This window comes from Halioglobus japonicus (assembly GCF_001983995.1).
GTDB classification, from domain to species: Bacteria; Pseudomonadota; Gammaproteobacteria; order Pseudomonadales; family Halieaceae; genus Halioglobus; species Halioglobus japonicus.
This window is the reverse complement of sequence record NZ_CP019450.1, coordinates 2,740,159-2,765,351: the sequence shown is the minus strand read 5'-3', so window position 1 is coordinate 2,765,351 and position 25,193 is coordinate 2,740,159. Positions and strand designations below refer to the sequence as shown.

Sequence of the window (25,193 nt, the reverse complement as noted above, 5' to 3'; positions counted from 1 at the left end):
AGATAACAAAGCTATGGACGCAAAACGTGAATATCCCCATCTATCAGGTAGATGCTTTTACCTCGTCGGTATTCGGCGGCAACCCGGCCGCAGTTATGCCGCTGGCGCACTGGCTCGAAGATCGTCAGTTGCAGGCGATTGCGGCCGAGAACAATCTCTCGGAGACCGCTTTTCTGGTCGCTGCGGACAATGCCTGGGAGCTGCGTTGGTTTACGCCGTCTACCGAGGTGGATCTCTGTGGGCACGCAACGCTCGCCAGTGCGCACGCTCTGGTCCAGCATATGGGCGTACAGCAGCCTGAGCTGGTGTTTGCCACGCGCAGCGGCAACCTGAGCGTGACCCATTCGCATGGCAGCTACTTGCTGGATTTCCCTGCCTACACACTGACGCCCGATGCGGTTGATGTGGCGGTATGCGATGCGCTGGGCGGCATGGCGAGTGAGGTCTGGCAGGTAGAGGGCACTTGCAAAAAATTGTATGTGTTTGAGTTTGAAGCGGATGTCGCCAGGCTAGCACCAGACTTTGCTGCGCTGGTAGCCGCCTCTGCGTTCAATGTGATTGCCACGGCACCGGGCGATGAGTGTGATTTCGTATCTCGCTTCTTCGGCCCGCACGTGGGTATCAATGAAGATCCGGTGACAGGGTCGGCACACTGCGCCCTGGTGCCTTATTGGTCGAGCCGACTGGGTCAGGCGCGAATGAGTGCCCGGCAGATTTCCGAACGGGGAGGCAGGCTCGATTGCACCTTGCAGGGAGATCGCGTGTTTATGACCGGCGAGGCGACTACCTATATGGTCGGCGAGGTCTCGCTGCCGCTTTAGAGCCTGGCGACGACCTCGAGCATGCCCGCAGTGACGCTGGCGGTGTCCTCGGAGTTCATAATGAAGGGCGGCATGGTATAGACCAGCTTGCCGAACGGGCGAATCCAGATGCCCTGCTCAACAAACATCGGCTGTACCTCACGCATGTTGACCGCCTCCTTGAGTTCAATTACCCCGATCGCGCCGAGGGTGCGGACATCCGCGACTTGTTCGAAGTCGCGGGCGGGGCCAGGCCCTGTTCCAATTCGGTTTGCAGTCGTGCTACGGTCCGCTGCCAGGGCTGAGAGAGCAGCAGCTCGATACTTGCGATCGCTGACGCACAAGCCAGGGGGTTGCCCATAAAGGTCGGCCCGTGCATAAACGCGCCGGCTTCACCGCCGTCGATACCCTCTGCGATGCGATCATTGGCGATTGTCGCCGCCAGCGTCATATAGCCGCCGGTGAGTGATTTTCCGAGGCACAGCAGATCCGGCTCTACGCCTGCATGCTCCAGTGCAAACAGCTTGCCGGTGCGGCCAAAGCCGGTGGCAATTTCATCGAATATCAGCAATACGTCAAAGGCATCGCACAGAGCGCGCAGTTTGCGCAGATAGTCCGGCGAGTAGAAGCGCATGCCGCCGGCTCCCTGCACTACGGGTTCGACGATAACGGCGGCGATCTCCTCGTGGTGCCGGGCCAGAATGTCGCTGATCTCTTCCATGTCGCTTTCGGGGCAGGGGCCGTCGAAAGCACAGTCCGGAGCCGGCGCAAAGAACTGTTTCAGAACCACATCGCCGAAAAGATGGTGCATTCCCGTGACCGGGTCGCAAACCGACATGGTAGCCAGAGTGTCGCCGTGATAGCCGCTGCGCAGTGCCACCATTTTTTGTTTGCCGGGCTTGCCGATGGCCTGCCAATATTGAATGGCCATTTTCATGGCGACTTCTACCGACACGGAACCTGAGTCACTGAAAAACACGCGATTCAGGCCTTCGGGTGTCAGGTCGACCAGCATGGCAGCGAGTTTGATGGCTGGCGGATGGGTGAGGCCACCGAACATTACGTGCGACATTGTCTCCAGTTGCTGCTGCACAGCACGATTCATGACCGGGTGGTTGTAACCGTGAATGGCGCACCACCAGGAGGCCATGCCGTCGATGAGTTCACGGCCGTCGGCGAGTTGCAGGCGCACGCCGTTGGCGCCTACGACGGGTGTAATAAAGCCGGGGTCAGAGGCCTGTGCATAAGGGTGCCAGATGTGGGCGCGGTCATCCGCCAGCATTTGTTCCCAGTGATTGTCGGGCGCGCTCATGGCAGTGCCCCACGGATGTCAGGGTATACGGTTTCGAGCATGGTCTGCTGTGCCTCGGCCTTGGGGTGAATACCGTCTTCCTGCATCAGTTGTGGGTCGATCGCCACCGCTTCGAGAATGAATGCACCGATTGCGCTGCCGCTGGCTTCGGCCACTCTTGCATAGCTGTCGTAGAACCCCTGGGTGTAGCGCGAGCCGTAATTTGGGGGAATCTGCATCGGCAGGAACAACACCTTCGCACCTGCGTCCTGGGAGAGCGTGGCCAGCTGGGTTAGGTTGTCGCGGAAGTCATTGAGCGGAAATCCGCGCAGGCCATCGTTACCCCCGAGCTCGATGACGACCAGATCCGGCTTGTGTTGCTCCAGTAATACGGGAAGGCGACGCAGTGCACCGCCGGTGGTTTCGCCGCTGATACTGGCATTGACGACCTTAGTGCCGGGACGTTCCTCAGCTATCTGTCGTGCCAGCAAGGCAACCCAACCCTCTTGTAAAGACATGCCATAGGCGGCACTGATACTATCGCCGAGCACCAGCACCGTCGTGGCGGAGGACTGGGCAGGTGTCGTCGCGGACACCAGAAGCAATCCAACGACTGTGAATACGCGTAACAGGCGGTAAAGGAAACGCTGCATGATAAAGGCCGAAAATCTCCAGAAATCAGTCCCCGTGGCCGGGGGCGAGCTGGAGATACTGAAAGGGATTACACTGGAAATCAAGTCGGGCGAGAGTGTGGCCATTGTCGGCGCATCCGGCTCGGGTAAATCCACATTGCTGGGGCTGCTAGCCGGGCTGGACGAAGCCACCGGCGGCCGCGTAGAGCTGGCAGGGGCGTCCTTAAGCGATCTGGATGAAGACGGCAGGGCATTGCTGCGCGGCCGGGAAGTGGGGTTTGTCTTCCAGTCGTTTCAATTGTTGCCAGCGCTCACCGCGTTGGAGAACGTCATGCTGCCGCTGGAACTCGCCGGCCATGATCGCCCCCAACAGGAGGCAGAAGAATTCCTCACTCGCGTCGGTCTTGCCGAGCGTATGACCCACTATCCCCGGCAAATGTCTGGGGGCGAGCAGCAGCGAGTGGCCATTGCCAGAGCCTTCGCCAGTCGCCCCGCAGTGCTTTTCGCCGACGAACCTACCGGTAATCTCGACACTACCACCGGCGCCCATGTGGTGGAGCTGTTGTTCGAACTCAATGCCCAGGAGGGCACGACGCTGGTGTTGGTGACCCACGATCTGGGTCTTGCCCAGCGCTGTGAGCGCCGCTTGCTGATCGAAGCCGGTGCCCTGGTGGAGGAAGGCTGATATGTCAGTCACCGCAACCCGCATGTTGGCCAGAGACTGGCGCGGCGGCGAACTGGGTGTATTGGTGTTGGCACTGGTGTTGGCCGTTGGGGTTGTATCCGGGATCAGCGCATTTACCACACGGCTGCAAAACGCACTGGAGACTGAGAGCCATCGCTTTCTCGCTGCCGATCTCGTCGCCCGCAGTGGTCGAGAGTTACCTGCCCCGTGGCTGGATGAGGCGCAACAGCGGGACCTCGAGATAGCAACCGTGCTGACTTTTCCTTCAATGGTGTACGCCGGCGACGATGCGATGCAGCTCGCCTCGGTGAAAGCAGTCAGCGACGCCTATCCACTGCGAGGCGAGCTTGGCTTCAGCGAGACCGCTTTTGCCGAGGTAGTGCCGCGTAGCCAGGGACCGGGGCCGGGGCAGGTCTGGCTGGATTCGCGCCTGTTTCCGCTGCTGGATGTTGCTCTGGGAGACAGTGTGGATGTGGGTGATGCGACGCTGACCGTCAGCGGGGCAGTGCGCAGCGAGCCCGACCAGGCGGTGGGTATGTACGGCTATGGCCCACGCCTGATGATGCACTACAGCGACATCGATGCCACGGGTGTGATTCAGCCCGGCAGTCGGGTCAGTTTTCGGCAGTTGTACGCCGGTGACGCCGACGCATTGTTGCAGTTCAAGGAATGGCTGGAGCCCCAACTGGAGCCTGGCCAGCGCCTGATTGACGTGAGTGAAGGGCAGCCAGGTGTCGGCGAGGCACTGGCCAGAGCCGAGAGCTTCCTGCTGCTGGCGGGAAGCCTGGGTGTGGTGCTGGCAGGGGTGGCGATTGCGCTGGCCGCGAGGCGGTTTAGCGAGCGGCACAATGACTACGTGGCGGTCATGAAAAGCCTGGGTGCCACCTCTAAGGTGGTTAATGGTTTATATGGCAGAAGCTTGCTCTTACTGGGCGGCGTCGCGACGTTGCTGGGCTGTCTACTTGGGTGGTCTATCCAGTCACTGTTTTTCACCCTGTTCGCCGATCAGTTGCCTGTCCAGCCAGCCCCCAGCGGCCCCAGGCCCTATCTGATTGGTGCGGCCACTTCGCTCACCTGCCTGTTGAGCTTTGCCTGGCCACCGCTGCGCCGCCTTGGTCAGGCCAGCCCGCTGCGGGTACTGCGCAAGGACGTGCCCCTGCACAGCGGTCGCACTTTTGGCGACTACCTGCTGGGCCTGACTGCAATCAGTCTGCTCATGTTCTGGTATAGCGGCGACTGGAAATTGACCCTCGCGGTGCTGGCTGGTCTTGCCATCACCGTGGCCCTCGGTATGGTATTGGCATTGACCTTACTGCGCGGCGGTCGCCAATTAGGGATGAGCGCGGGCAGTATCTGGCGACTGGCGCTGGCGGGCCTGCAGCGCCGGGGCACTGCGAATGCATTGCAAGTGGTGATCTTTGCCATGGCGATCATGTTGCTGCTGATACTGGTGCTGGTGCGGACCTCACTGGTAGACGAGTGGCAGATGCAATTGCCCGAGGATGCCCCCAATCACTTCATGATCAATATCGGGCCGGAGGATGTGCAGGCCGTCGACCAGTCGCTGCGTCAGGCTGATATTCACAGCGAAGCCCTTTATGCCATGATTCGCGGCCGCCTGATGGCAGTGAATGACGAAGCGCTGCCCACCTGGGAGGAAGCTGAAGCCGCTGGTCATGAACGTCATCAGCGCGAGGCCAACTTTACCTGGTCGGAGTCGCTGCCGCCTGACAACCAGCTACTGGAAGGCCAGTGGTGGGAGCCGGGCACCGAAGAACCGTTGGTGTCCGTCGAAGCTGAATTTGCCGAGCGCTACGGCCTGAGTATTGGTGACGAGCTGTCACTGTTAGTGGGCTCACAGCCTTTGATGGCCAGGGTGAGTTCTGTTCGCGAGCTTGATTGGCAGTCCATGCGGCCTAACTTCTATTTGATCTTCCCACCCAAGCTGCTGGCCAATTATCCGGCGACCTTCATGACCAGCTTTCATCTGTCGGCGGACGATAAGTTGTTCCTGAACGGTTTCATTCGCGAATTTCCCACGGTCACCGTTATCGAAATGGACATGGTGATCGACCAGATTCGCAGCATCATCAATCAGGTATCTGCAGCTATCGAACTGGTATTGCTGGTGATTCTGGCCACGGGCTCTCTGGTGCTGGTGGCAGGTGTCCAGGCCAGTGTTGATGCGCGCATGCACGAGAGCTCTATTCTTCGTGCGCTGGGTGCCAGCCGACGGCTTATTCTCGGCGGCCTGTGGATCGAGTTTGCCGCGCTGGGGCTGTTTGCCGGACTGCTAGCGGTGATCGCCGCGGAGATGTCCGTCGCGATTCTCCAGTTCTGGGTGATGGATATGCGATACGTGCCGTCGCCCTGGCTGTGGCCGCTGGGCATCGCCGGTGGAATCCTGCTGATTGCCGGGCTGGGCGTATGGAGTTGTCGGCGGGTAGTCTCGCATCCGCCAGTGGCGGTACTGCGAGAGCTCTGATTCAGTCGTTTTCGACGCTGATGCCGCTGAGGAAAATTCGCGTGCCCAGTTCAATCTGACGCGACAGGTCAATGTGCCGCTCGAACAGTTCGGGCGCGTCGATACGCAGGGTTGCCAGCCCGTAGATGCCGGACCAGCCGGCATTAGCCAGGTACGCGAGGTCTTCGTGACTGCGGAAAATCCCCTGATCAATCCCGCGCTGAATGGTCGCCTGCACCAGCAGCAGTGTCTCGCGGCTGGCTTCGCGCAACTCGGGGTAGCGCGCCGCCGGTTGTACCGCCGGGCCAAACATCAGTTTGAACAGTTGCGGGTTGTCCGCCGCGTAATTCACATATGCGTGTGCGACAGCGAGCATTTGTTCGTCCGCTGCTTCGCCGGAGCCGTCGCGGGCCTCGCGTAGACTCTTGATCAGCTCCCGGTACCCCGCGTCGCCATTGCCGCCAGCAGTTCGCTCTTGTCGGCGAAGTGGCGATAGGGTGCAGTCTGGGAAACCCCGATAGCGCGGGCGAGGGCGCGCAAGCTCAAATCCTCTGCGCCGGTGTGCTTCAATTGTTCTACAGCGGTGTCGAGCAGTTCTGCGCGTAAATTGCCGTGGTGATAGGTCTTGCTTGTAGCTACTTCAGTCATGCCTTCATTAAATCAGCATCGTTAACATTCGTGCAAGCCGGATTCGCACTTGCGCTTTAGTGGGGTTTCTGGAGGTAAAAAAAAGGCGCACCAGAATAGTGCGCCTTCTTCTGAATCGAGGACGAATTACGGCAGCAGGTGCTGAACCGCGTCGCGCTCTTCGCTCAGTTCCTGCTCAGTGGCAGACATCTTGGCCTGGCTGAATTCGCCAACCTCAACGCCCTGAACAATGCTCCAGTCGCCATTGGCGCAGCGGCAAGGGAAGGAGTAGATAAGGCCTTCGGCAATGCCGTAGGAACCATCGGAGTAAACGCCCATGGATACCCAGTCGTCGCCTTCAGTGCCCAGCGCCCAGGAGCGCATGTGGTCGATGGCGGCGTTTGCAGCAGACGCTGCAGAGGAAGCACCACGCGCCTTGATGATGGCCGCACCACGCTGCTGAACAACAGGGATGAATTCACCTTCGTACCATTCCTGGTCGACCAGGTTGATCGCAGTATCGCCGTCGACCTTGCAGTTGAACAGGTCGGGATACTGGGTAGCGGAGTGGTTGCCCCAGATGGTCATGTTCTTCACGTCATTGACGGTTTTGCCGGTTTTCTGGGCAATCTGGGTCATGGCGCGGTTGTGGTCCAGGCGAGTCATCGCGGTAAAGTTACGCGGATCGATGTCTGGCGCGTTGCGCTGGGCGATCAGGGCGTTGGTGTTGGCGGGGTTGCCGACAACCAGAACCTTGATGTCCTTGCTGGCGTTGTCATTAATTGCCTTACCCTGGACGGAGAAGATCGCAGCATTGGCTTCCAGCAGGTCCTTGCGCTCCATGCCGGGGCCACGGGGGCGAGCGCCAACCAGCAGAGCGTAGTCGGTGTCTTTAAAGCCTACATTGGGGTCATCGGTGCAGACGATGTCAGTCAGCAGCGGGAACGCGCAATCCTCGAGCTCCATCTTAACGCCCTCGAGCGCTTCCATGGCGGGGGTAATATCCAGCAGCTGCAGGATGACGGGCTGGTCATCGCCGAGCATAGCGCCGGAAGCGATGCGGAAGAGCAGGGCGTAGCCGATCTGGCCTGCGGCACCGGTAACTGTGACACGAACAGGTGTTTTCATCTGAGATGGTCCTCACTATGGATAAGGGTAGGCTGATTTTGCGGCGCACATTGTCCGTTCTCACCGGCCAAAATTCAAGCTACCCAAATACTATGGTGGGTATCATCACTGAAAATGATCTTGGTTGGTGTCGACGTTTTAGTGTCTTGCTAGGCTGAAACGGATAAGCAGCGGCCCTCCAGAAAACGCTACAAGCACATCCATGTGGTCGCTTCGGCGTCCGCCACCCATGGCTCCCGACGATTTCTGGAGGGCCGCTGCTTTCCCCTTTCCTCATTTCAGGTATCTACCCGGGGAGCCTCAAGTGGTTGTTGCCGCTAGATTTGGCCCATTGTTGGGGCGCTTTGGGAGAAGCACCTCCGGTGGGTGATAGGGCTTTCCGACCCTTCAGGTCGCGTTTATATTTTGTGGAAGAGGCGGAGGGCTTTCCATAGGGAGTGTTTGAGGAGTGCTTGAGGATTGCGTCAGCAATCCCACTACGAGTTGCCCCATGGCCGCAGCCTCTGGAGCAAAATATGCGGCCGGGAGGAAAGGGCTCTCACCCATCGGAGGGGCGGCTAGCCAGAAAGATACCTACAGCACCGTCACACCTGCATCCCACAGCAGCCCACACAGCGCAATCAACGGCAACCCCTCCAGTGAGGTAGGATCGTCCCCGATCATTCGCTCAAATAGGGCCACACCCAGGCCCTCACACTTGAAGCTGCCCGCGCAGTCATATGGTTGTTCTTTCTCCAGGTAGCGGGTGATCTCAGCATCCGAGAGCTCCCGGAACTGCACGCTGAAGCGTTCCATATGGACCCGCTCTATGCCCGCATCCCGGCCCACCAGTGCAATACCCGTATAGAAGTCGACCCTTCGCCCCGAACTGGCCCGCAACTGGGTCGCCGCATTCTCGAAGTTGCCCGGCTTGCCGATACAATTGCCGTCGATAGACGCGACCTGGTCTGAGCCGATGACCAGTGCGGTGGGGTTTAATGTGGCCACAGTGCTCGCCTTGGCCAGGGAGAGACGCTGGGCGAGGGCGGCTGGATGCTCGTCGAGGAGGGGTGTTTCGTCCACGTCCGGGGCCTCACACAGAAACGGAATTTGTAGCCGTTCGAGCAGTGTGCGACGGTAAGGTGAGGTGGAGGCGAGAATCAGGTGCATATCTGGGTCATCCAGCGCTGTGAATAAGTGTCAGAACTAACTGTATTCTATAGGAATTTTCTTTGACAAAGGGGGTCCTCATCACTATGATGCGCGCCTATGTTGACTGAGCCCCTCCCCAATGCGCTGGATGTGCGCAAAGCATCCGCGCGCGGTGTGAGTATCAGTGGTACGCTGAAACCCCTGAATTTACCGCGTTTTAAGGCACTTTTAGCCGACGAAAGCGGGGAAATTCGGGCAGATTTGGCGTTTTCTCGTGACGAGGAAAACCGCCCGGTGGTGCAGGTTAAAATAGCGGCCGAAGTGTCCGTTATCTGCCAGCGCTGTCTCAGCCCCATGCAAACCGGGGTTGAGGGTGAGAACCAGTTGGGTATTGTTTGGACCGATGAACAGGCCAAGCACCTCCCGCGTCACCTGGATCCACTGATCGTACCCGAGGACGAGGGGTGTAACTTGTGGGAACTGGTGGAGGATGAGCTGATGCTGGCCCTGCCTCCCTACAGCTACCACGATACTGAAGATTGCAAAGAGATACTGTCCGAGTACACGGGGCAGGGAGATGAAGAGGAGCAAGCGCCTGCGCGCCCCAACCCCTTCGATGTCCTCGCCCAGTTGAAGTCGGACGATTAATGACCAGGAGATTATCATGGCTGTTCAGCAGAACAAGAAAACCCGCTCTCGTCGCGGCATGCGTCGTTCCCACGATGCCCTGTCCGGTTCTACTCTGTCCGTAGACCAGACTTCAGGCGAAACCCACCGTCGCCACCATGTGAGCGCCGACGGTTTCTACCGTGGCAAGAAAGTCGTAGACACCGGTTCCGACGACTAAGTCACCCGGGACCGGCTTCAGGCTTTGTCCCCCGCGGTTCCAGAAACCGTGACCTCATCTCGCGGCGCTTCGCGCTCCGCTACCCAGACAGCGCTCCCGAAAGGCAGCGCTGTCAACATATCTGTCCCCTGTAAAAATGACCGTACCGAACATGCTGTTCAAGTGGCGCTGCGCATGTCTGCAGGACAAATTTAAGTAACCAGGAAAGAGTTAATGTCTGAATCCAATATTGCGTTCTTATTTCCCGGCCAGGGCTCCCAGAAAGTAGGCATGCTCGCTGCAGCCTACGAGCAGTATGAAGCCGTACGTGACACTTTTGCCGAGGCGGCAGAAGCACTGGGCTACGATATGTGGGACCTGATCCAGAATGGCGAGCAGGATGCACTGAATCTTACCGAAACCACGCAGCCGGTCTTGCTGACCTCCAGTATTGCACTCTGGCGGGCATGGCAGGCCGAGGGAGGAGCTCGTCCGGCGCTGATGGCGGGCCACAGTCTGGGAGAATTCTCCGCTCTTGTTGCTGCAGGTTCCCTGGGCTTCGCTGACGCGGTGCGCCTGGTGCGTCAACGTGGTCAGTTCATGCAGACCGCAGTGCCGGTGGGTGAGGGTGCCATGGCAGCCATTATTGGTGTTGATGACGCGGTCATCAATGACGCCTGCGCCGCCGTTGACGGCGTAGTCGCTGCGGTAAACTTCAATTCGCCGGGCCAGGTGGTGATTGCAGGCCATACGGCGGCGGTCGACGCGGCAATCGCGAAACTGAAGGAGGCGGGAGCTAAGCGGGCCATGCCGCTGCCGGTAAGCGCGCCTTTCCACACCGAACTGATGAAGCCGGCCGGCGAGCGACTGGCCGAGGTCCTTGCTGAAATCACGATTGCTGCGCCGGAGGTGCCGGTTGTGCATAACGTGCACGCCCAAACCGAGTCAGATCCCGAGAAGATTCGCGCATTGCTGGTCGAGCAGATCTACAGCCCCGTACAGTGGACACGCTGCGTGCAGACCATGGTCGACGCGGGCGTGGAGCGCGTAGTTGAATGTGGTCCGGGCAAGGTGCTCAGCGGGCTGAATCGGCGTATTGATAAATCATTGACCAGTTTCTCACTCGAGGAACCGGATTCACTGGCCAGCACGCTGGCTGAACTCGCATAAGGAGAATTAGGGATGTCTGAAGAGCGCAAAGTTGCCCTCGTCACTGGCGCCAGCCGTGGCATTGGTCGCGCTATTGCTGAACGCCTGGCCGCGGATGGCTTTACGGTTGTCGGCACCGCCACCACTGACAGTGGTGCCGAGCGGATTAGTGCTTATCTTGGCGAGGCCGGTAACAGCGGTTGCGGCATGGCCTTGAATGTCGCCGATGACGAGAGCGTTGCCGCGGTACTCAAGAGTATTGCCGATCAGTTTGGCGCCCCCACCGTGCTGGTAAACAACGCCGGTATTACGCGTGACAACATCCTCATGCGGATGAAAGCGGACGAGTGGGGCGATGTGATTGATACCAACCTCAACGCACTTTATCGCGTCAGCAAGGCCTGTCTTCGGGGTATGACCAAGGCGCGCTGGGGTCGCATCATCAATATCACGTCCGTGGTAGGTTCTATGGGCAATATCGGACAGAGCAACTATGCCGCTACCAAGGCGGGCGCAGAGGGTTTCTCCCGTGCACTGGCGCGCGAACTCGGATCGCGGTCAGTGACGGTCAATGCGATTGCCCCTGGCTTTATCGACACCGATATGACCCGCGAGTTGAGCGACGATCAGCGCGATCTGATGCTTGGCCAGATTCCCCTGGGGCGACTCGGTGAGCCCGATGAAATTGCCGCTCTCGTCGGCTTCCTGTGCAGCGATGCAGCAGGCTATATTACGGGTGAAACCATCCATATAAATGGCGGCATGTATATGGGCTAAGCCTATGAAAATATTAAATAAATTACCCTTTGGGTTTGAGCGTAAAAAAAAGTTTATAACTCTTGGACAAAACAGAGTAAAATGCGCGCTCAGACCGTTATAGGGTTTGTACAGCACTAATCTCAGGAGTGACAAATAATCATGAGCAGCATTGAAGAACGCGTTAAGAAGATCGTTGCAGAGCAACTTGGCGTGAAAGAAGAAGAAGTTCAAACCGAGGCTTCATTTGTAGAAGATCTGGGCGCGGACTCGCTGGACACCGTCGAACTGGTGATGGCGCTGGAAGAGGAATTCGAAACTGAAATTCCCGACGAGGAAGCCGAAAAAATTACCACTGTAAAGCTGGCGATTGATTACATCAACGAAAACCTCGCCTGATACATTCCACAGTTCCCGAGAAGCCGTTTCTATTGGTATAGAGCGGCTTTTCTTCTTTATGCTTCCCTGAAATTTATTGAAAGGAGAGACGACCTTGAACGGCAGACGCGTGGCGGTAACAGGCCTGGGTATGGTGAGTCCAATCGGGCACACCGTCGCCGAGACATGGGAAAATATACTCGCCGGCAAGAGTGGCGCAGCCCCCATTGAGACTTTTGATGTCTCCGCTTACAGCACCCAGTTCAGCTGCAGTGTTCGCGACTTCGATATTTCGCCTTACCTGGCAGCGAAGGACGCGCGCAAGATGGACACCTTTGTCCAGTACGGTATGGCTGCCGGTATGCAGGCGTTTGAAGATTCCGGCTTTGAGGTCACTGACGAAAACGCGCCGCGGGTTGGCTGTGCCATTGGTTCCGGTATCGGCGGCATAGGCCAGATCGAGAAGAATTCTGAAATCGTCAACAATGCGGGCCCGCGCCGCATATCTCCTTTCTTCGTGCCCGGATCCATTATCAATATGATCTCGGGTAACCTGTCCGTTAAATACAACATGCAGGGCCCCAACCTGGCCGTGGTGACTGCCTGTACCACCGGAACGCATAACATCGGCCTGGGTGCGCGCATGATTGCACAGGGCGACGCGGATGCCATGCTGGTTGGCGGCGCTGAAATGGCAACCACCCCGGTGGGCCTGGGCGGTTTTGCCGCGGCACGTGCGCTGTCCACACGCAACGACGACCCCACTGCGGCGTCTCGCCCCTGGGACCGCGATCGCGATGGTTTTGTGCTCGGCGATGGTGCCGGTGTCATCATGCTCGAGGAGTATGAGTCAGCCAAGGCGCGCGGCGCCCATATCTATGCGGAGCTGACCGGTTTTGGTATGAGTGGCGATGCTTATCACATGACCCTGCCTCCCGAAGACGGCCGCGGCGCCGCAGCGTCCATGGCCAATGCCTTGCGTGACGCGGGTATTGCGGCAGAAAAAATCAACTACGTGAACGCACACGGTACCTCTACACCTGCTGGCGACGTCGCCGAGAGCAAGGCCGTAGAAACGGTACTGGGCAGCGCTGCTGCACAGGTGGCGGTAAGTTCGACCAAGTCGATGATCGGCCACCTGCTTGGCGCCGCCGGAGCGGTAGAAGCTATCTTCTCGGTCCTGGCGATCCGCGACCAGATTTGCCCGCCGACCATTAATCTCGACAACCCCGATGAAGGGGCCAACCTGAACTACGTGCCACACACCCCCCAGGAACGCGAGATTCACAGCGTTCTGTCCAACTCGTTTGGATTCGGCGGTACCAACGGCACGCTGCTGTTCAGTCGTCCTGACTGACCTTCGCTGCGGTGGTGACGACCCCAAGGATCTGGGTAGACGGTGTTGCCGCGAGTGCGCTGCCGCTGCCCGACCGGGGCCTGGATTTCGGCGATGGCCTGTTTGAGACTCTGCTGCTAAAGCAGGGCGAGCCGCTACTGGTGGACTATCACTGGCAGCGGCTTGAAGCGGGCCTTCTCACGCTACAATTTCCCGACAATACACTCGAACACGCTAGGCAGTGCCTGGCGCTGGCCTGCGATGCGCTGCATGAACTGTCCTGGGCGGCATTGCGGCTGACGATAACTCGCGGCACTGCGCCGCGGGGTTATGCACCGCCAGCCCAAGCTGCGCCGCGGGTGATTATCAGTGCTGCGCCGTTGCAGCAGGATCGGCGTGAGCCCGGATCGCCAGCCAAGGTGGGATGGGCGGACATTCGCTGGTCTGCGCAGCCCTTGCTGGCTGGACTCAAACATGCCAATCGGCTCGAGCAGGTGCTCGCCGCCGGCGAGGCGCAGCGCCGCGGGCTTGACGAGGTCGTGGTGCTTGATCAGCAGGGTGATGTCAGCTCGGTGAGTGCCGGCAACCTGTTTATTGTTGAAGGCGACCGGCTGCGCACACCGGCGCTGGAGACCTGCGGCGTCGCCGGTACCCGTCGGCGCTTTGTGATAGAGCGTCTGGCGCCTGCACTGGCTCTGCACTGTGAAGAGACTCACTTGAGCCCGGCAGACCTGGAGCGAGCGGACGAAATTTTCTACTGCAACAGCCTGCGCGGCCTGCAAAGTGTTGGCGAACTGGGCGGCACGGCGTTCACGCGCTTTCCCGTATGTGAGGCGCTGCACCAGCGCTACTGGGAGTTGATCACTTGCTGAAACGTTTGCTGTTGCTGGCGCTTGTGCTGCTGGGGATCGCCGCTGGCGCCGGCTGGCAGATCAAACTTGCCTGGGACACGCCGCTGGCCATTCCCGACGAGGGGCTGCCCCTGACTGTCGCTTCGGGCCAGACCCTCAAATCATTGGCGGTAAATCTCAAGCGCGACGGTGTTTACGCTCACCCCTGGCTGCTGCGTGTGTATGGCCGCTATACCGGTCAGGACCAGCGCATTAAGCGCGGCGAGTATCTTGTGCCTGCGGGTACCACGCCGGAGGCATTGCTCGCGCTGCTGGTCCGCGGCAAGGTCATCAGCTACCAGGTCACCCTGCCTGAGGGCATTACCCTGGCGAAGGCACTGGACATTCTCGCTGCCCAGGACAACCTGCAACATCATCTGGATGGACCTGTCGACGCCAGAATTGCGACGCTGACCGCCGACTATCCCGGTAGTGAAGGGCTGTTCTTCCCGGACAGCTATCGCTACGAGAAGGGAGATAGCGACTGGGATATCCTGCAGCGGGCCTATCGGGCCATGCAGGAGATACTGGCCCAGGAGTGGGCTGGACGTGAGGAAAACCTGCCCTATGCGAGCGCCTACGAGGCACTGATCATGGCCTCCATCGTCGAGCGAGAAACCGGTGTCGCCCATGAGCGCGGCGAAATTGCCGGTGTGTTTGTGCGTCGCCTGAACAAGAGTATGCGCCTGCAAACCGACCCCACCGTGATTTACGGTCTGGGCAGCAGTTACCAGGGCAATTTGCGGCGCGTGCATTTGCGCGACGACAGCAATCCCTACAACACTTATCGTCACAAGGGCTTGCCGCCCACGCCGATCGCATTGCCCGGCCGCGAGGCGATTCATGCTGCGCTGCATCCCAAGCCCGGCAAATCACTTTATTTCGTGGCCCGCGGCGACGGCAGCCACTATTTCAGTGAGACGCTTGCCGAGCACGAGCAGGCCGTGCGTAAATACCAGTTGAATCGTAGATCAGATTACAGGTCGAGCCCGGAGAAACGCTGATATTCATGGAACCCAGAGGTCTATTTATCACGGTGGAAGGCGGCGAGGGGGTCGGCAAATCCACCAACATGCAGTTTCTCCAGGAGCATCTTATTGAGGCGGGCGTCGATCTCGTGGTTACTCGCGAGCCCGGAGGCACAGCGCTCGGCGAAGACATTCGCGAACTACTCCTCAAGCCGCGCGAGGACAGCATGGCCGACAACGCCGAGCTGTTACTGGTCTTTGCCGCGCGGGCACAACACCTGGCCCAGCTTGTCGAGCCGGCACTTGCCAGAGGGCAATGGGTGCTGTGCGACCGTTTCACCGATGCCACCTACGCCTACCAGGGTGGTGGTCGCGGCTTATCGATGGCAACCATTCGGCAGCTCGAGCAATTGGTTCAGGGCGATCTCCGGCCGGACTATACGCTGTTACTGGACTGCCCCGTAGAAGTGGGCATGTCCCGAGCCAGTGCCCGGGGAGAATTGGACCGGTTCGAGCAGGAACAAGCGGAGTTTTTCCAGCGGGTACGCAATACCTATCTACAGCTGGCGCGCGAGAGTAGCGGCCGTTACCACCTGGTGGATGCAGCGCGACCACTGAATGAGGTTGAGCAGCAGCTGGAGCAGGTGTGTGCCGAATTGCTCGCTTGTTGGGGGGCACGACATCGGTGATGGATTTAACCCGATTGCCGGAGATTTCTCCTCCACTGCCCTGGCATGCGGACGCCTGGACAAGGCTCCACCAGCAACTGGGCGACCAGCGCCTGCCGCACGCGCTGATGCTAGCCGGGCTGGACTATTCAGGTGCCGACCGCCTAGCGCTGGCACTGGCCCGTCTGCTCTTGTGTCACTCACCTTCCGGAGGACTCAACTGCGGCACCTGCCACGGTTGTCAGCTGAGCGCGAGTGGCACTCACGGTGACTTTATGTGGTTGGCGCCGGAAGAGGGCAGCCGTGTCATCAAGATTGACCAGGTCCGCCAGGCGGTGGATCTCGCCCAGCAGACCGCGAATTTTGGCGCTCACAAGGTGATTGTCTTCGAGCCCGCTGATGCCATGAATGTGGCGGCGGCCAATGCGCTGCTCAAATCCCTGGAGGAGCCCTCTGCAGGCACCCACTTGATTCTGGTTTGCGGCAGGCCGCATGGGGTGCCCGCGACGATCCGCTCGCGCTGTCAGATGCTCAAGCTCGCCAGCCCGACTGCCGAACAGTCGCTGGTGTGGCTGGATCAGTTAACGGGCGATCGGCAGTCGAGTAGCGATCTGCTCGAGCTCGCCGACGGCAAGCCGCTGCTGGCGGAAGCGATGTATCGCAACCCTGACGACAAGGACCAGCACGTGGCCAGGCTGACCTGCCGCAGCCTGTTCCAGGGTAAGGTGAGCGCCGCTGAAGCCACTGGGCTGTTGGCGGGGGCCAGCGCACCAGAGACGATTGAGCATCTACTGGCCGCGACCCAGAGCTTCATTCGCCGGCTCAATGGGCAGGCGCTGACCAGTCCCGTGAGTCGCGAAGCGTTCCTTTTACTTGATGAGTTGGGCCGATTGCGGATGTCGGTAGAGGGGGGCGCTAATCCGAACCCCCAGTTACTCGCGGAAGTAATGGTCGGAAAAGTAGATCAATTATTGGGGCTGGCCCGGGCCGATGATACTATCGGCGCATAACTACAGGGTTTTCGAGCATGGACGGAAGACAAAACAGTCGCAACGGCATTCTGTCGTTAACGATTAAGGACAAGGCAGTTCTCTATTCAGCCTATATGCCTTTTCTGGAAAACGGCGGTCTGTTTGTGCCCACCAATAAGCCTTACTCCATTGGCGATGAAGTGTTTATGCTGCTGACGCTGATGGATGAGCCCGAGAAGATTCCCATCGCGGGCAAGGTCGTCTGGGTGACACCCCGCGGCGCCCAGGGTAACCGCACGGCCGGTATCGGTGTGCAGTTCAGCGAGCAGGATGCCGGGGCCAATGCCAAAATTGAAAATCACCTCGCCGGCGCTCTGGACTCGGAGCGCCCGACCCACACGATGTGATTTATTAAACAAATCACATCAAGGTGGTCGCATAACCTCTTGTTTTTGTTGATTAATAAATAAAAAATTGGGCTCCAAACTGGAGCCCAACAAGACCATTAGGAGTGAAACATAAAGGAATTGCTTCCCTAAAAGAGCATTGGGTATGCTCCCGCGACCACCCGACTAAACTAGGGGATAGGTAGTCACACCCTTAGTATCGCTCAATTCTGGTAATTTTCCACAGCTTGCGTGGCGGTTTTTTAACATATTTCGTAATAAGTAAAGCTGATTAAATTATATTCAGGTATATAGACTCGCGTTTCGCGGCCAGCCTGCGCGTGCTGCGACGTTCTTAAAGGCCGCGACGGGGCTATACTTCGCGGTTTGAAATGGAGCTGATTTTGGGGCACTCGGTTATCGACAGGCACTTCATCGATTATCGCACCGGCGATCCCGCCAAGGCGCTTGCGGCCTGGCGTGAGGGCGAAACGGGCGGCCGCCTGCTGCTGGTTGATTTTGAGTTTGTCAGCTGGTGGCTTGAGGGCGCTCAGCCTGTGGCGCTAACCGCCATTTATCGCATTGATAACGAGGTGCTGCTGAGTGCGGTCACCGACGCCGATTTGCGCTCGACCGAATCGAGTGCGAAGGCACAACTGACCGCATGGGGTGAGGAGCACGACCTTTATGTAGCAACTGCCGGCGGCGTACTGCCGCTACTGCCGACTTGTATCCCCAAGCCCTGGGGGCAGGAGATCTGGTTTACCGGTGTTGAGGAGCGCGGCGTGTGTGCCTTTGGTGGCGCCGGTCGGCAGGTGCCTATTCCATGGCTGCAGGCGGTGATGCCCGAGGGCTGCGGCGCGCCAGGTGAGCCACTGGTATTGCTGAAGATTCTCGACCCGTCCGCACAAGAGGTGGTAGGGGATCTCTACTTCGAGATGCATGAAGAAAAGCGCGAGGTCTACGTGGTGACACATGTGGACCGCGAGGCCTGGCCGGACGGCGTCGGCGCGATTCGCTACGGCTTCGCTGTAGAGAAAATTGCCGCAGCGGGCAGTGAGGCGGCCTTTCGGCGCGAGTATCTTGACGCGGTTCAGCGCTATGAGGCTGTGCGTCGTCAAATTGATGCGGGAGCTGACAGCCTGGAATTGCACCAGAGTGAGGCGCGACTGCGCGCCGATATGGATGCCTTTACCCACTTGCGGCCGCTGCGCACCGGGGATGTGGTGGTGGTTCCGCTGCGTATGCCTCATTCGCTGCAGCACGGTGTGCGCACCATCGAGTTTCAGACCCCCGTCTATGAGCGCAAGATCCTCTCCTTCGCCCAGCGCGTGTTAACCCAGGATCATTGGGATACCTCGGAGGCATTGGATAACATGTGCCTGCAGCCGCCGGAGCAGGGCATATTCGAGGTTCTGGCGTCTCCAGCAGGTGTTGAGATAGAGCGCATTGTCGACTTCGCTGACTTTGAGGTGCGGCGTGTGCGGGTCGAGACTGGTGCGCAGTGCGATCTTCCGGCACAGGAAAGCTATAGCCTGGTCATGGTTGTCGAGGGCAGGTTGGCGGTCGACGGCATGACCTTCGACCCCGAGGAGGCCTTTCTATTGCCTGCCGGGCGGCGGCTTTCGCCCCAGGTGGGCCCCCTGATTCTCTTGCAGGCACTACCGCGTTGATGAGCGGTTGAACCGGTGCTGTCTTTGTGGCAGAATCTGCGCCCTTGCGAGACCTCCAATTACCGCCCCTGCGGCGTTTTTCTTTCCTAATAATCAATTAGTTAGGTGCAGAAAGCTGCAGCGGATTCTAGGTATTGGCCCCACACCCGGGGCAGAGGGGCTTACGCGCGGAAGTGGTGGAATTGGTAGACACGCTAGATTTAGGTTCTAGTGCAGCAATGTGTGGGGGTTCAAGTCCCCCCTTCCGCACCATATTTTTGGCAGGTGCCGCCTCGGAAAAGAGGCGGGCACCACAGACTTTTCGATTTATGAGGAAATACCATGCAGGTTTCTATTGAGACGACTTCCGGCCTGGAGCGTCGCCTGACAGTTGGCGTACCCGCCGAGCGCGTTGACGCAGAAGTGGTTACCCGCCTGAAAAAGGCAGCAAAAAACGTGCGTTTGCCCGGCTTCCGCCCCGGCAAAGTGCCCATGAAGGTCATGCAGCAGCGCTTTGGTGCGGGTGTGCGCCAGGAAGTATTGGGCGAAGTCATGAGCCAGTCCTTCCAGGAAGCTGTGGTACAGGAACAACTGCGCCCTGCCGGGCAGCCCAGCATCGAGCCCAAGTCGCTCGAAGCCGGTAAAGACCTCGAGTACGTGGCGACGTTTGAAGTATTCCCCGACGTTGAAGTGGCCGAGCTCGGCGGCTTTGATGTAGAGCGCCCGGTCGCTGAAGTCAAAGACGAAGACGTGAACGAGATCATCGAAGTATTCCGCAAGCAGCAGGGCAGCTGGACTGACGTCGAGCGTCCCGCAGCGTTGGAAGACAAGGTCATCATTGATTTCGCCGGCACCAAGGACGGCGAGGCGTTTGAGGGCGGTAGCGCTGAGGGCTCTGAGCTGGAGCTGGGTTCCGGCCGCATGATCCCCGGGTTCGAAGACGGTATCGTGGGTATGTCTGCCGGCGAAGAGAAGACGCTCGAGCTGACCTTCCCCGAGGACTACCACAGCGAAGACCTGAAAGGTGCGGCAGTTGAATTCAAGGTCACTGTGCAGAACGTTCAGGAAATGTCCCCCGCCGAGCTCGATGAAGAGCTGTTCGCCAAGTACGGCGTAGAAGAGGGCGGTGAAGAGCAGTTCCGCAAGGAAGTGGGCGAGAACATGACCCGCGAACTGAAGAACGCCATCGAATCCAAGGTCAAGCAGCAGGTTATGGATGCGGTTATCGATGCTCACGATGCCCTGGAAATCCCCCAGGCGCTGATTGCTCAGGAAGTCGATGCGCTGCGCAACCAGATGTTCCAGCAGTTCGGCGGTGCCGCAGGCCAGGATCTCGACCTGAAATCCCTGCTGCCTGACGATATGTTCACCGAAAATGCCGAGAAGCGCGTCAAGCTGGGTCTGCTGCTGTCTGAGCTGATTAACAAGTTCGAGCTGAAGGCAGACGGTGACAAAGTCCGCGCCACCATTGAGGAAATGGCCTCTACCTACCAGGAGCCTGAAGAGGTGATCAACTGGTACTACTCGAACCAGGAGCAGCTGGCGACGGTTGAATCCAAAGTTCTTGAAGACCAGGTGGTTGAAAAACTCCTCGAGAGTGCCAAGATAGTGGATAAGGAGTGCAGTTATCAGGAAGCAATCGCACCTGCCGAGCAGGGCGAAGAGGAAGCCTGATACCGTATCTCCCGCCGGGCGGTGGGCCATCTGACGCCGCCGCCCGTATACACCACAGAAGAAATACTAGGGACGATGAGCTATGCCATTTCAGCCAGACGGGCGCAATTCTCAAGACATTAACAACCTGGGCCTGGTGCCTATGGTGGTGGAGCAAACCTCTCGCGGGGAGCGCTCATTCGACATCTACTCCCGCCTGCTGAAAGAGCGCGTTATCTTTGCCGTAGGTCCTGTTGAGGACCAGATGGCCAACCTGATCGTGGCCCAACTCTTGTTCCTTGAGTCGGAAAACCCCGACAAAGACATTCACCTCTACATCAACTCTCCCGGCGGCAGTGTGACCGCGGGTTTGTCGATCTACGACACCATGCAGTTCATTAAGCCCGACGTGTCGACCATGTGTATTGGTCAGGCAGCGTCTATGGGGGCTTTTCTGCTCTGCGGTGGTGCCAAGGGCAAGCGTTATTGCCTCCCTAACGCCCGCACCATGATTCACCAGCCCTCCGGCGGTGCTCAGGGGCAGGCCACTGACATCGAGATCCAGGCCAAGGAAATTCTGATCATTCGCCAGAAGCTCAATGAGCTGATGGCAGGGCATACGGGACAGCCGCTTGAGGTCATCGAGCGCGATACTGAGCGCGATCGCTTCATGAACGCCCACGAAAGCATGGAATACGGCCTGATTGACGAGGTTGTGACCAGCCGCGGCGGTGCTTCGGAATAGGCTACAGAACCTGTCCAAAGCACCTAACAGGGCTTGCAATAATCGCTAAAAAACATCATCTTACAGTCTCCGGAGACGGAGACTTTCCATATATTGTGTATAGGGCGTCTTAATGAGCGACGAAACTACCACTTCTGGCGATGACAGCGGCAAACTGCTGTATTGCTCCTTCTGCGGCAAGAGCCAGCACGAAGTACGCAAACTGATCGCTGGTCCGTCGGTATTTATCTGCGACGAGTGCGTCGACCTCTGTAATGACATCATCCGTGAGGAGGTGCAGGAAAGCAGCGGTGACGGCCAGCAGGACCACCTCCCGGTACCCCAGGAAATCAAGGCCATCCTGGATGAATACGTGATCGGCCAGCAGCGCGCCAAAAAAGTGCTGTCGGTGGCGGTCTATAACCACTATAAGCGTCTACGTCACGGCCAGGGCCGCGGCGACGACGTGGAACTTGGCAAGAGTAATATCCTCCTGGTCGGCCCCACTGGATCGGGCAAGACACTTCTGGCGGAAACGCTGGCGCGCTTGCTAGATGTGCCCTTTACCATCGCCGACGCCACCACGCTCACTGAAGCTGGCTATGTCGGTGAGGATGTTGAGAACATCATCCAGAAGCTGCTGCAGAAGTGCGACTATGATGTGGAGAAGGCCCAGGTAGGTATTGTCTACATCGATGAAATCGACAAGATTTCCCGCAAGTCGGACAATCCTTCAATTACCCGTGACGTTTCCGGTGAAGGCGTACAGCAAGCGCTGCTCAAGCTGATCGAAGGTACGGTGGCTTCGGTGCCGCCCCAGGGTGGACGCAAGCATCCCCAACAGGAGTTCCTACAGGTCGACACTTCCAACATCCTGTTCATCTGTGGCGGTGCTTTTGCCGGCCTGGACAAGGTGATCCGCAATCGTTCTGAGAAGGGTGGCATCGGCTTCAGCGCCGAGGTCAAGAGCAAGGACGAGACCAGTAACGTCGGCGAGCTGCTGTTTGAGCTCGAGCCGGAAGATCTCGTCCAGTACGGCCTTATCCCTGAATTTGTGGGCCGTCTGCCCGTGATTGCAACGCTTGAGGAACTCGATTCCGATGCGCTGGTCCAAATCCTCACGGAACCCAAAAACTCCCTCACAAAGCAGTACAGCAAGCTGTTTGAAATGGAAGGGGTTGAAGTGGACTTCCGCGAAGACGGTCTGCGGGCTGTGGCTGAAAAAGCCATGGAGCGCAAAACCGGCGCGCGGGGCCTGCGATCCATCCTCGAAGGCGTTTTGCTGGATTCCATGTACAACATTCCCTCACGGGATGATGTCAGCAAAGTTGTCATCGACGAATCTGTGATTCGCGGCGACTCCGAGCCTCTGCTGGTCTACCAGAACAGCGAACCTGCGGCTCGAGCCGCATCCACAGAAGAATAAACAAGCTGGTAGCCCGGCGCAGCCGGGCTACACTTGCTAGCGGGTGCTTGTATTTTCGGACCGTGCCCCCATATCCGGAAGACAAGGCCTTAAACCCCGCCCAACCCGGAGATAGTTATGGGTTTTCCCTCAGCAATTGAACTCCCCCTGTTACCCCTGCGCGATGTGGTCGTATATCCGCACATGGTATTACCGCTATTCGTCGGCCGGGAGAAGTCTATCGAGGCGTTGGAAGACGCCATGGCCAACGACAAGCAGGTGCTTTTGGTCGCCCAGCGCAATGCCGCAGACGACAACCCTGGCGCCGAGGATATTTACCAGATTGGTACCGTATCCAACATTCTGCAGCTGCTGAAGCTTCCCGACGGCACCATTAAGGTGCTGGTGGAAGGTGGCTATCGCGCCTCCGTTGAAGCGGTGGAAGAGGGCGACAACTTCGCCGTAGCCCAGGTCCAGGAAATCGTCAGCGATGACATCCCCGACGCCGAAGTCGAGGGCCTGCTGCGTTCCACCAACACCCAGTTTGAGAAATACGTCAACCTCAGCAAGAAAGTTCCCTCCGAGGTGCTGACGTCCCTGACCGGCATCGATGAGCCCGGTCGCCTGGCTGACACCATTGCGGCCCACATGAGCGTCGATCTGGAAGAGAAGCAACGCATTCTTGAGATCGCAGATATCAAGACGCGCCTCGAGCACCTGATGGGCCTGATGGAAGCGGAAATCGACCTGTTCCAGGTGGAGAAACGCATTCGCGGCCGCGTTAAGAAGCAGATGGAGAAGAGCCAGCGCGAGTACTACCTGAATGAGCAGATGAAAGCGATTCAGAAAGAACTCGGCGAGATGGACGAAGCGCCAAACGAGCTCGACGAACTCCAGACCCGTATTGACGAAGCCAAGATGCCTGCCGAGGCCAAAGAAAAAGCCGAAGCGGAACTGGGCAAGCTGAAAATGATGTCGCCCATGTCTGCCGAGGCATCGGTGGTGCGCAGCTACATCGACTGGATGGTAAGCGTGCCCTGGGCCAAGCGCAGCAAGGTCAAGCACGACTTGAAGCGCGCCACCAAGATTCTCGATGAGGATCACTATGGGCTCGACGAGGTAAAAGACCGGATTATCGAGTACCTGGCGGTCCAAAAGCGAGTGCGCAAGGTCAAAGGCCCCGTGCTGTGCCTGGTAGGACCTCCCGGTGTGGGTAAGACATCGCTGGGCGAGTCCATTGCCCGGGCGACGAATCGCAAGTTTGTGCGCATGGCCCTGGGCGGTGTGCGCGACGAAGCGGAAATCCGCGGCCATCGCCGGACGTATATCGGTTCCATGCCGGGTAAATTACTCCAGAAAATGGCCAAGTCCGGCGTCAAGAACCCGCTGTTCCTGCTCGACGAGATCGACAAAATGGGCATGGATCACCGCGGCGACCCCGCTTCAGCTATGCTTGAGGTGCTCGATCCAGAGCAGAACCACGCGTTCAACGACCACTACCTGGAGGTCGATTACGATCTCTCGGATGTGATGTTCGTCTGCACATCGAACACCATGAACATCCCCGGTCCATTGCTCGACCGTATGGAAGTGATCAGGATTCCCGGTTATACCGAGGATGAAAAGCTCAATATTGCCGAGCGCTACCTGATTCCCAAACAGCTGAAGCTGAACGGACTGAAGAAAAGCGAGATCACCCTGGATGATGGCGCGGTCATTGACATCATTCGCTACTACACCCGCGAGGCCGGCGTGCGTTCCCTGGAGCGTGAGATCGCCAAGGTCTGCCGTAAGATGGTCAAGGCCATTACCCTCGAGGAGATGGAGAGCGGCAGTCAGGTGACCGCTGAAATGCTGCCGGATCTGCTGGGCGTACGGAAGTACAACTACGGGATCGCCGAGGAAGAGAACAAGATTGGTCAGGTGACAGGTCTGGCCTGGACATCGGTCGGCGGCGAGCTGTTGACCATCGAAGCGGTAGCGGTCACCGGTAAGGGCCGTCACGTGAAGACCGGTTCCCTGGGTGATGTGATGCAGGAGTCGATTCAGGCGGCCAACACTGTGGTGCGCAGTCGCTCCCAGTTTGTTGGTATTCCTGCGGACTACCACGAAAAGCACGATGTACATATCCACGTGCCCGAAGGCGCTACGCCCAAGGATGGCCCCAGTGCGGGTATCGCCATGTGCACCGCCCTGGTCTCCGTGTTGACGGATATTCCGGTGCGCGCCGATGTGGCCATGACCGGTGAAATCACGCTTCGCGGAGAAGTCCTGCCGATCGGTGGCCTGAAAGAGAAACTGTTGGCAGCCCGCCGCGGTGGTATCAAGACGGTTATTATCCCGAAAGAGAATGAGCGCGACCTCAAAGAGGTGCCGGATAACATCAAAGCGCATCTGAATATCAAGGCGGTGAAATGGATTGATGAAGTGCTTTCCATGGCCCTGGAGACAATGCCCGAGCCGCTGAGTGATGAGGACTACCTTGCCAGTACCGCTGCCGCGACCAAGGAAGCGACCGACGAGGAAAAAAATCGCATAAATACGCACTAGCAGCGGGCTTTTTCGTTGACCGGGATTCCCGCTCTGTTATAAAGTCGTGCGTCTGATCACCACCCCCGAAACCTAAGCGCAGCAAGGGTTTCGGGCAAATGACAGCAAACCGAATTCGAACGC

Annotated in this window: 24 protein-coding genes, 1 tRNA gene and 1 pseudogene; 20 read left to right on the top strand and 6 right to left on the bottom strand. The window is 58.6% G+C overall.

Translation table 11 applies throughout. The features are described 5' to 3' along the window. Positions 1-26: 26 nt before the first annotated feature. A complete protein-coding gene (locus BST95_RS13015) occupies positions 27-821 on the top strand; it encodes a PhzF family phenazine biosynthesis protein (RefSeq protein WP_084200023.1) in 795 nt (264 codons plus the stop codon). Here the strand turns inward: BST95_RS13015 and bioA are convergent. Then, positions 818-2,112 (bottom strand): annotated as a pseudogene (gene bioA, locus BST95_RS13010) (adenosylmethionine--8-amino-7-oxononanoate transaminase). The gene BST95_RS13015 and the pseudogene bioA sit on opposite strands and share 4 nt — an antisense overlap. Further along, complete coding sequence (locus tag BST95_RS13005; protein ID WP_084200021.1) at positions 2,109-2,744, bottom strand: arylesterase; 636 nt, start codon at positions 2,742-2,744, stop codon at positions 2,109-2,111. The pseudogene bioA and the gene BST95_RS13005 overlap by 4 nt, the downstream one beginning before the upstream one ends. On the opposite strand from BST95_RS13005, the gene BST95_RS13000 reads away from it, so the two are divergent. Next, positions 2,743-3,408 (top strand): ABC transporter ATP-binding protein, encoded by a 666-nt coding sequence (locus BST95_RS13000; protein WP_084200019.1) that lies wholly within the window; start codon positions 2,743-2,745, stop codon positions 3,406-3,408. The two genes, BST95_RS13005 and BST95_RS13000, sit on opposite strands and share 2 nt — an antisense overlap. A 1-nt stretch (position 3,409) precedes the next feature. Continuing rightward, the gene (locus tag BST95_RS12995) at positions 3,410-5,893 is read left to right on the top strand and encodes an ABC transporter permease (RefSeq protein ID WP_229801878.1); all 2,484 of its coding nucleotides are present in this window, start codon (positions 3,410-3,412) and stop codon (positions 5,891-5,893) included. A gap of 1 nt (position 5,894) precedes the next feature. On the opposite strand, the gene BST95_RS20610 is transcribed toward BST95_RS12995, so the two are convergent. The 4 genes from BST95_RS20610 to BST95_RS12980 all read right to left on the bottom strand — a co-directional run bounded on the left by BST95_RS20610 (position 5,895) and on the right by BST95_RS12980 (position 8,776). Then, positions 5,895-6,248 carry a TetR-like C-terminal domain-containing protein gene (locus BST95_RS20610; RefSeq protein ID WP_240500193.1) on the bottom strand — a complete coding sequence of 118 codons (354 nt, stop codon included), beginning with the start codon at positions 6,246-6,248 and terminating at the stop codon, positions 5,895-5,897. A gap of 53 nt (positions 6,249-6,301) precedes the next feature. Next, positions 6,302-6,520 carry a TetR/AcrR family transcriptional regulator gene (locus BST95_RS20605; RefSeq protein ID WP_240500192.1) on the bottom strand — a complete coding sequence of 73 codons (219 nt, stop codon included), beginning with the start codon at positions 6,518-6,520 and terminating at the stop codon, positions 6,302-6,304. 126 nt (positions 6,521-6,646) lie between these two features. After that, positions 6,647-7,627: a malate dehydrogenase gene (locus BST95_RS12985; protein WP_084200017.1), complete on the bottom strand. Its 981-nt coding sequence runs from the start codon at positions 7,625-7,627 to the stop codon at positions 6,647-6,649. Positions 7,628-8,200: 573 nt separating this feature from the next. Continuing rightward, a complete protein-coding gene (locus BST95_RS12980) occupies positions 8,201-8,776 on the bottom strand; it encodes a Maf family protein (protein ID WP_084200015.1) in 576 nt (191 codons plus the stop codon). A gap of 99 nt (positions 8,777-8,875) precedes the next feature. Here BST95_RS12980 and BST95_RS12975 point away from each other — a divergent pair, with 99 nt between their 5' ends. From BST95_RS12975 to lon, 17 genes are all read left to right on the top strand, one after another. Continuing rightward, positions 8,876-9,406, top strand: coding sequence for a YceD family protein (locus BST95_RS12975; protein WP_084200013.1), 531 nt, complete (start codon positions 8,876-8,878; stop codon positions 9,404-9,406). A gap of 16 nt (positions 9,407-9,422) precedes the next feature. Beyond that, the gene (gene rpmF, locus BST95_RS12970) at positions 9,423-9,605 is read left to right on the top strand and encodes a 50S ribosomal protein L32 (protein ID WP_066056566.1); all 183 of its coding nucleotides are present in this window, start codon (positions 9,423-9,425) and stop codon (positions 9,603-9,605) included. A 213-nt stretch (positions 9,606-9,818) separates the two neighbouring features. Further along, positions 9,819-10,754 (top strand): ACP S-malonyltransferase, encoded by a 936-nt coding sequence (fabD, locus tag BST95_RS12965; protein ID WP_084200011.1) that lies wholly within the window; start codon positions 9,819-9,821, stop codon positions 10,752-10,754. A 12-nt stretch (positions 10,755-10,766) separates the two neighbouring features. Continuing rightward, the gene (gene fabG, locus BST95_RS12960) at positions 10,767-11,510 is read left to right on the top strand and encodes a 3-oxoacyl-ACP reductase FabG (RefSeq protein ID WP_084200009.1); all 744 of its coding nucleotides are present in this window, start codon (positions 10,767-10,769) and stop codon (positions 11,508-11,510) included. Positions 11,511-11,651: 141 nt separating this feature from the next. Beyond that, a complete protein-coding gene (gene acpP / locus BST95_RS12955; RefSeq protein WP_066056577.1) occupies positions 11,652-11,888 on the top strand; it encodes an acyl carrier protein in 237 nt (78 codons plus the stop codon). Positions 11,889-11,982: 94 nt separating this feature from the next. After that, positions 11,983-13,224 carry a beta-ketoacyl-ACP synthase II gene (gene fabF / locus BST95_RS12950; protein WP_084200007.1) on the top strand — a complete coding sequence of 414 codons (1,242 nt, stop codon included), beginning with the start codon at positions 11,983-11,985 and terminating at the stop codon, positions 13,222-13,224. Positions 13,225-13,238: 14 nt separating this feature from the next. Then, entirely contained in the window at positions 13,239-14,075 is an 837-nt protein-coding gene (gene pabC, locus BST95_RS12945) for an aminodeoxychorismate lyase (protein ID WP_169843938.1), read from the top strand. Then, positions 14,069-15,097: an endolytic transglycosylase MltG gene (mltG, locus tag BST95_RS12940; RefSeq protein WP_084200003.1), complete on the top strand. Its 1,029-nt coding sequence runs from the start codon at positions 14,069-14,071 to the stop codon at positions 15,095-15,097. The genes pabC and mltG overlap by 7 nt, the downstream gene beginning before the upstream one ends. 5 nt (positions 15,098-15,102) lie before the next feature. Continuing rightward, the gene (gene tmk / locus BST95_RS12935; RefSeq protein ID WP_084200001.1) at positions 15,103-15,750 is read left to right on the top strand and encodes a dTMP kinase; all 648 of its coding nucleotides are present in this window, start codon (positions 15,103-15,105) and stop codon (positions 15,748-15,750) included. Next, on the top strand, positions 15,750-16,739 hold the full coding sequence (locus BST95_RS12930; RefSeq protein WP_084199999.1) for a hypothetical protein: 990 nt from the start codon (positions 15,750-15,752) through the stop codon (positions 16,737-16,739). Before tmk ends, BST95_RS12930 begins: the two co-directional genes overlap by 1 nt. Positions 16,740-16,756: 17 nt before the next feature. Continuing rightward, the gene (locus tag BST95_RS12925; RefSeq protein ID WP_084199997.1) at positions 16,757-17,107 is read left to right on the top strand and encodes a PilZ domain-containing protein; all 351 of its coding nucleotides are present in this window, start codon (positions 16,757-16,759) and stop codon (positions 17,105-17,107) included. A 371-nt stretch (positions 17,108-17,478) separates the two neighbouring features. Then, the gene (locus tag BST95_RS12920; protein ID WP_084199995.1) at positions 17,479-18,759 is read left to right on the top strand and encodes a cupin domain-containing protein; all 1,281 of its coding nucleotides are present in this window, start codon (positions 17,479-17,481) and stop codon (positions 18,757-18,759) included. 167 nt (positions 18,760-18,926) lie between these two features. Continuing rightward, positions 18,927-19,011: transfer RNA gene (locus BST95_RS12915), tRNA-Leu, on the top strand. Positions 19,012-19,080: 69 nt separating this feature from the next. Next, a complete protein-coding gene (tig, locus tag BST95_RS12910; RefSeq protein WP_084199993.1) occupies positions 19,081-20,412 on the top strand; it encodes a trigger factor in 1,332 nt (443 codons plus the stop codon). Between the two features lie 82 nt (positions 20,413-20,494). Further along, a complete protein-coding gene (gene clpP, locus BST95_RS12905; RefSeq protein ID WP_066059280.1) occupies positions 20,495-21,136 on the top strand; it encodes an ATP-dependent Clp endopeptidase proteolytic subunit ClpP in 642 nt (213 codons plus the stop codon). A 112-nt stretch (positions 21,137-21,248) separates the two neighbouring features. Next, complete coding sequence (clpX, locus tag BST95_RS12900; protein ID WP_066059276.1) at positions 21,249-22,541, top strand: ATP-dependent Clp protease ATP-binding subunit ClpX; 1,293 nt, start codon at positions 21,249-21,251, stop codon at positions 22,539-22,541. 117 nt (positions 22,542-22,658) lie between these two features. Then, positions 22,659-25,070, top strand: a complete 2,412-nt coding sequence (gene lon, locus BST95_RS12895) for an endopeptidase La (RefSeq protein ID WP_084199991.1) — start codon at positions 22,659-22,661, stop codon at positions 25,068-25,070. The last annotated feature ends 123 nt before the right edge of the window (positions 25,071-25,193 follow it).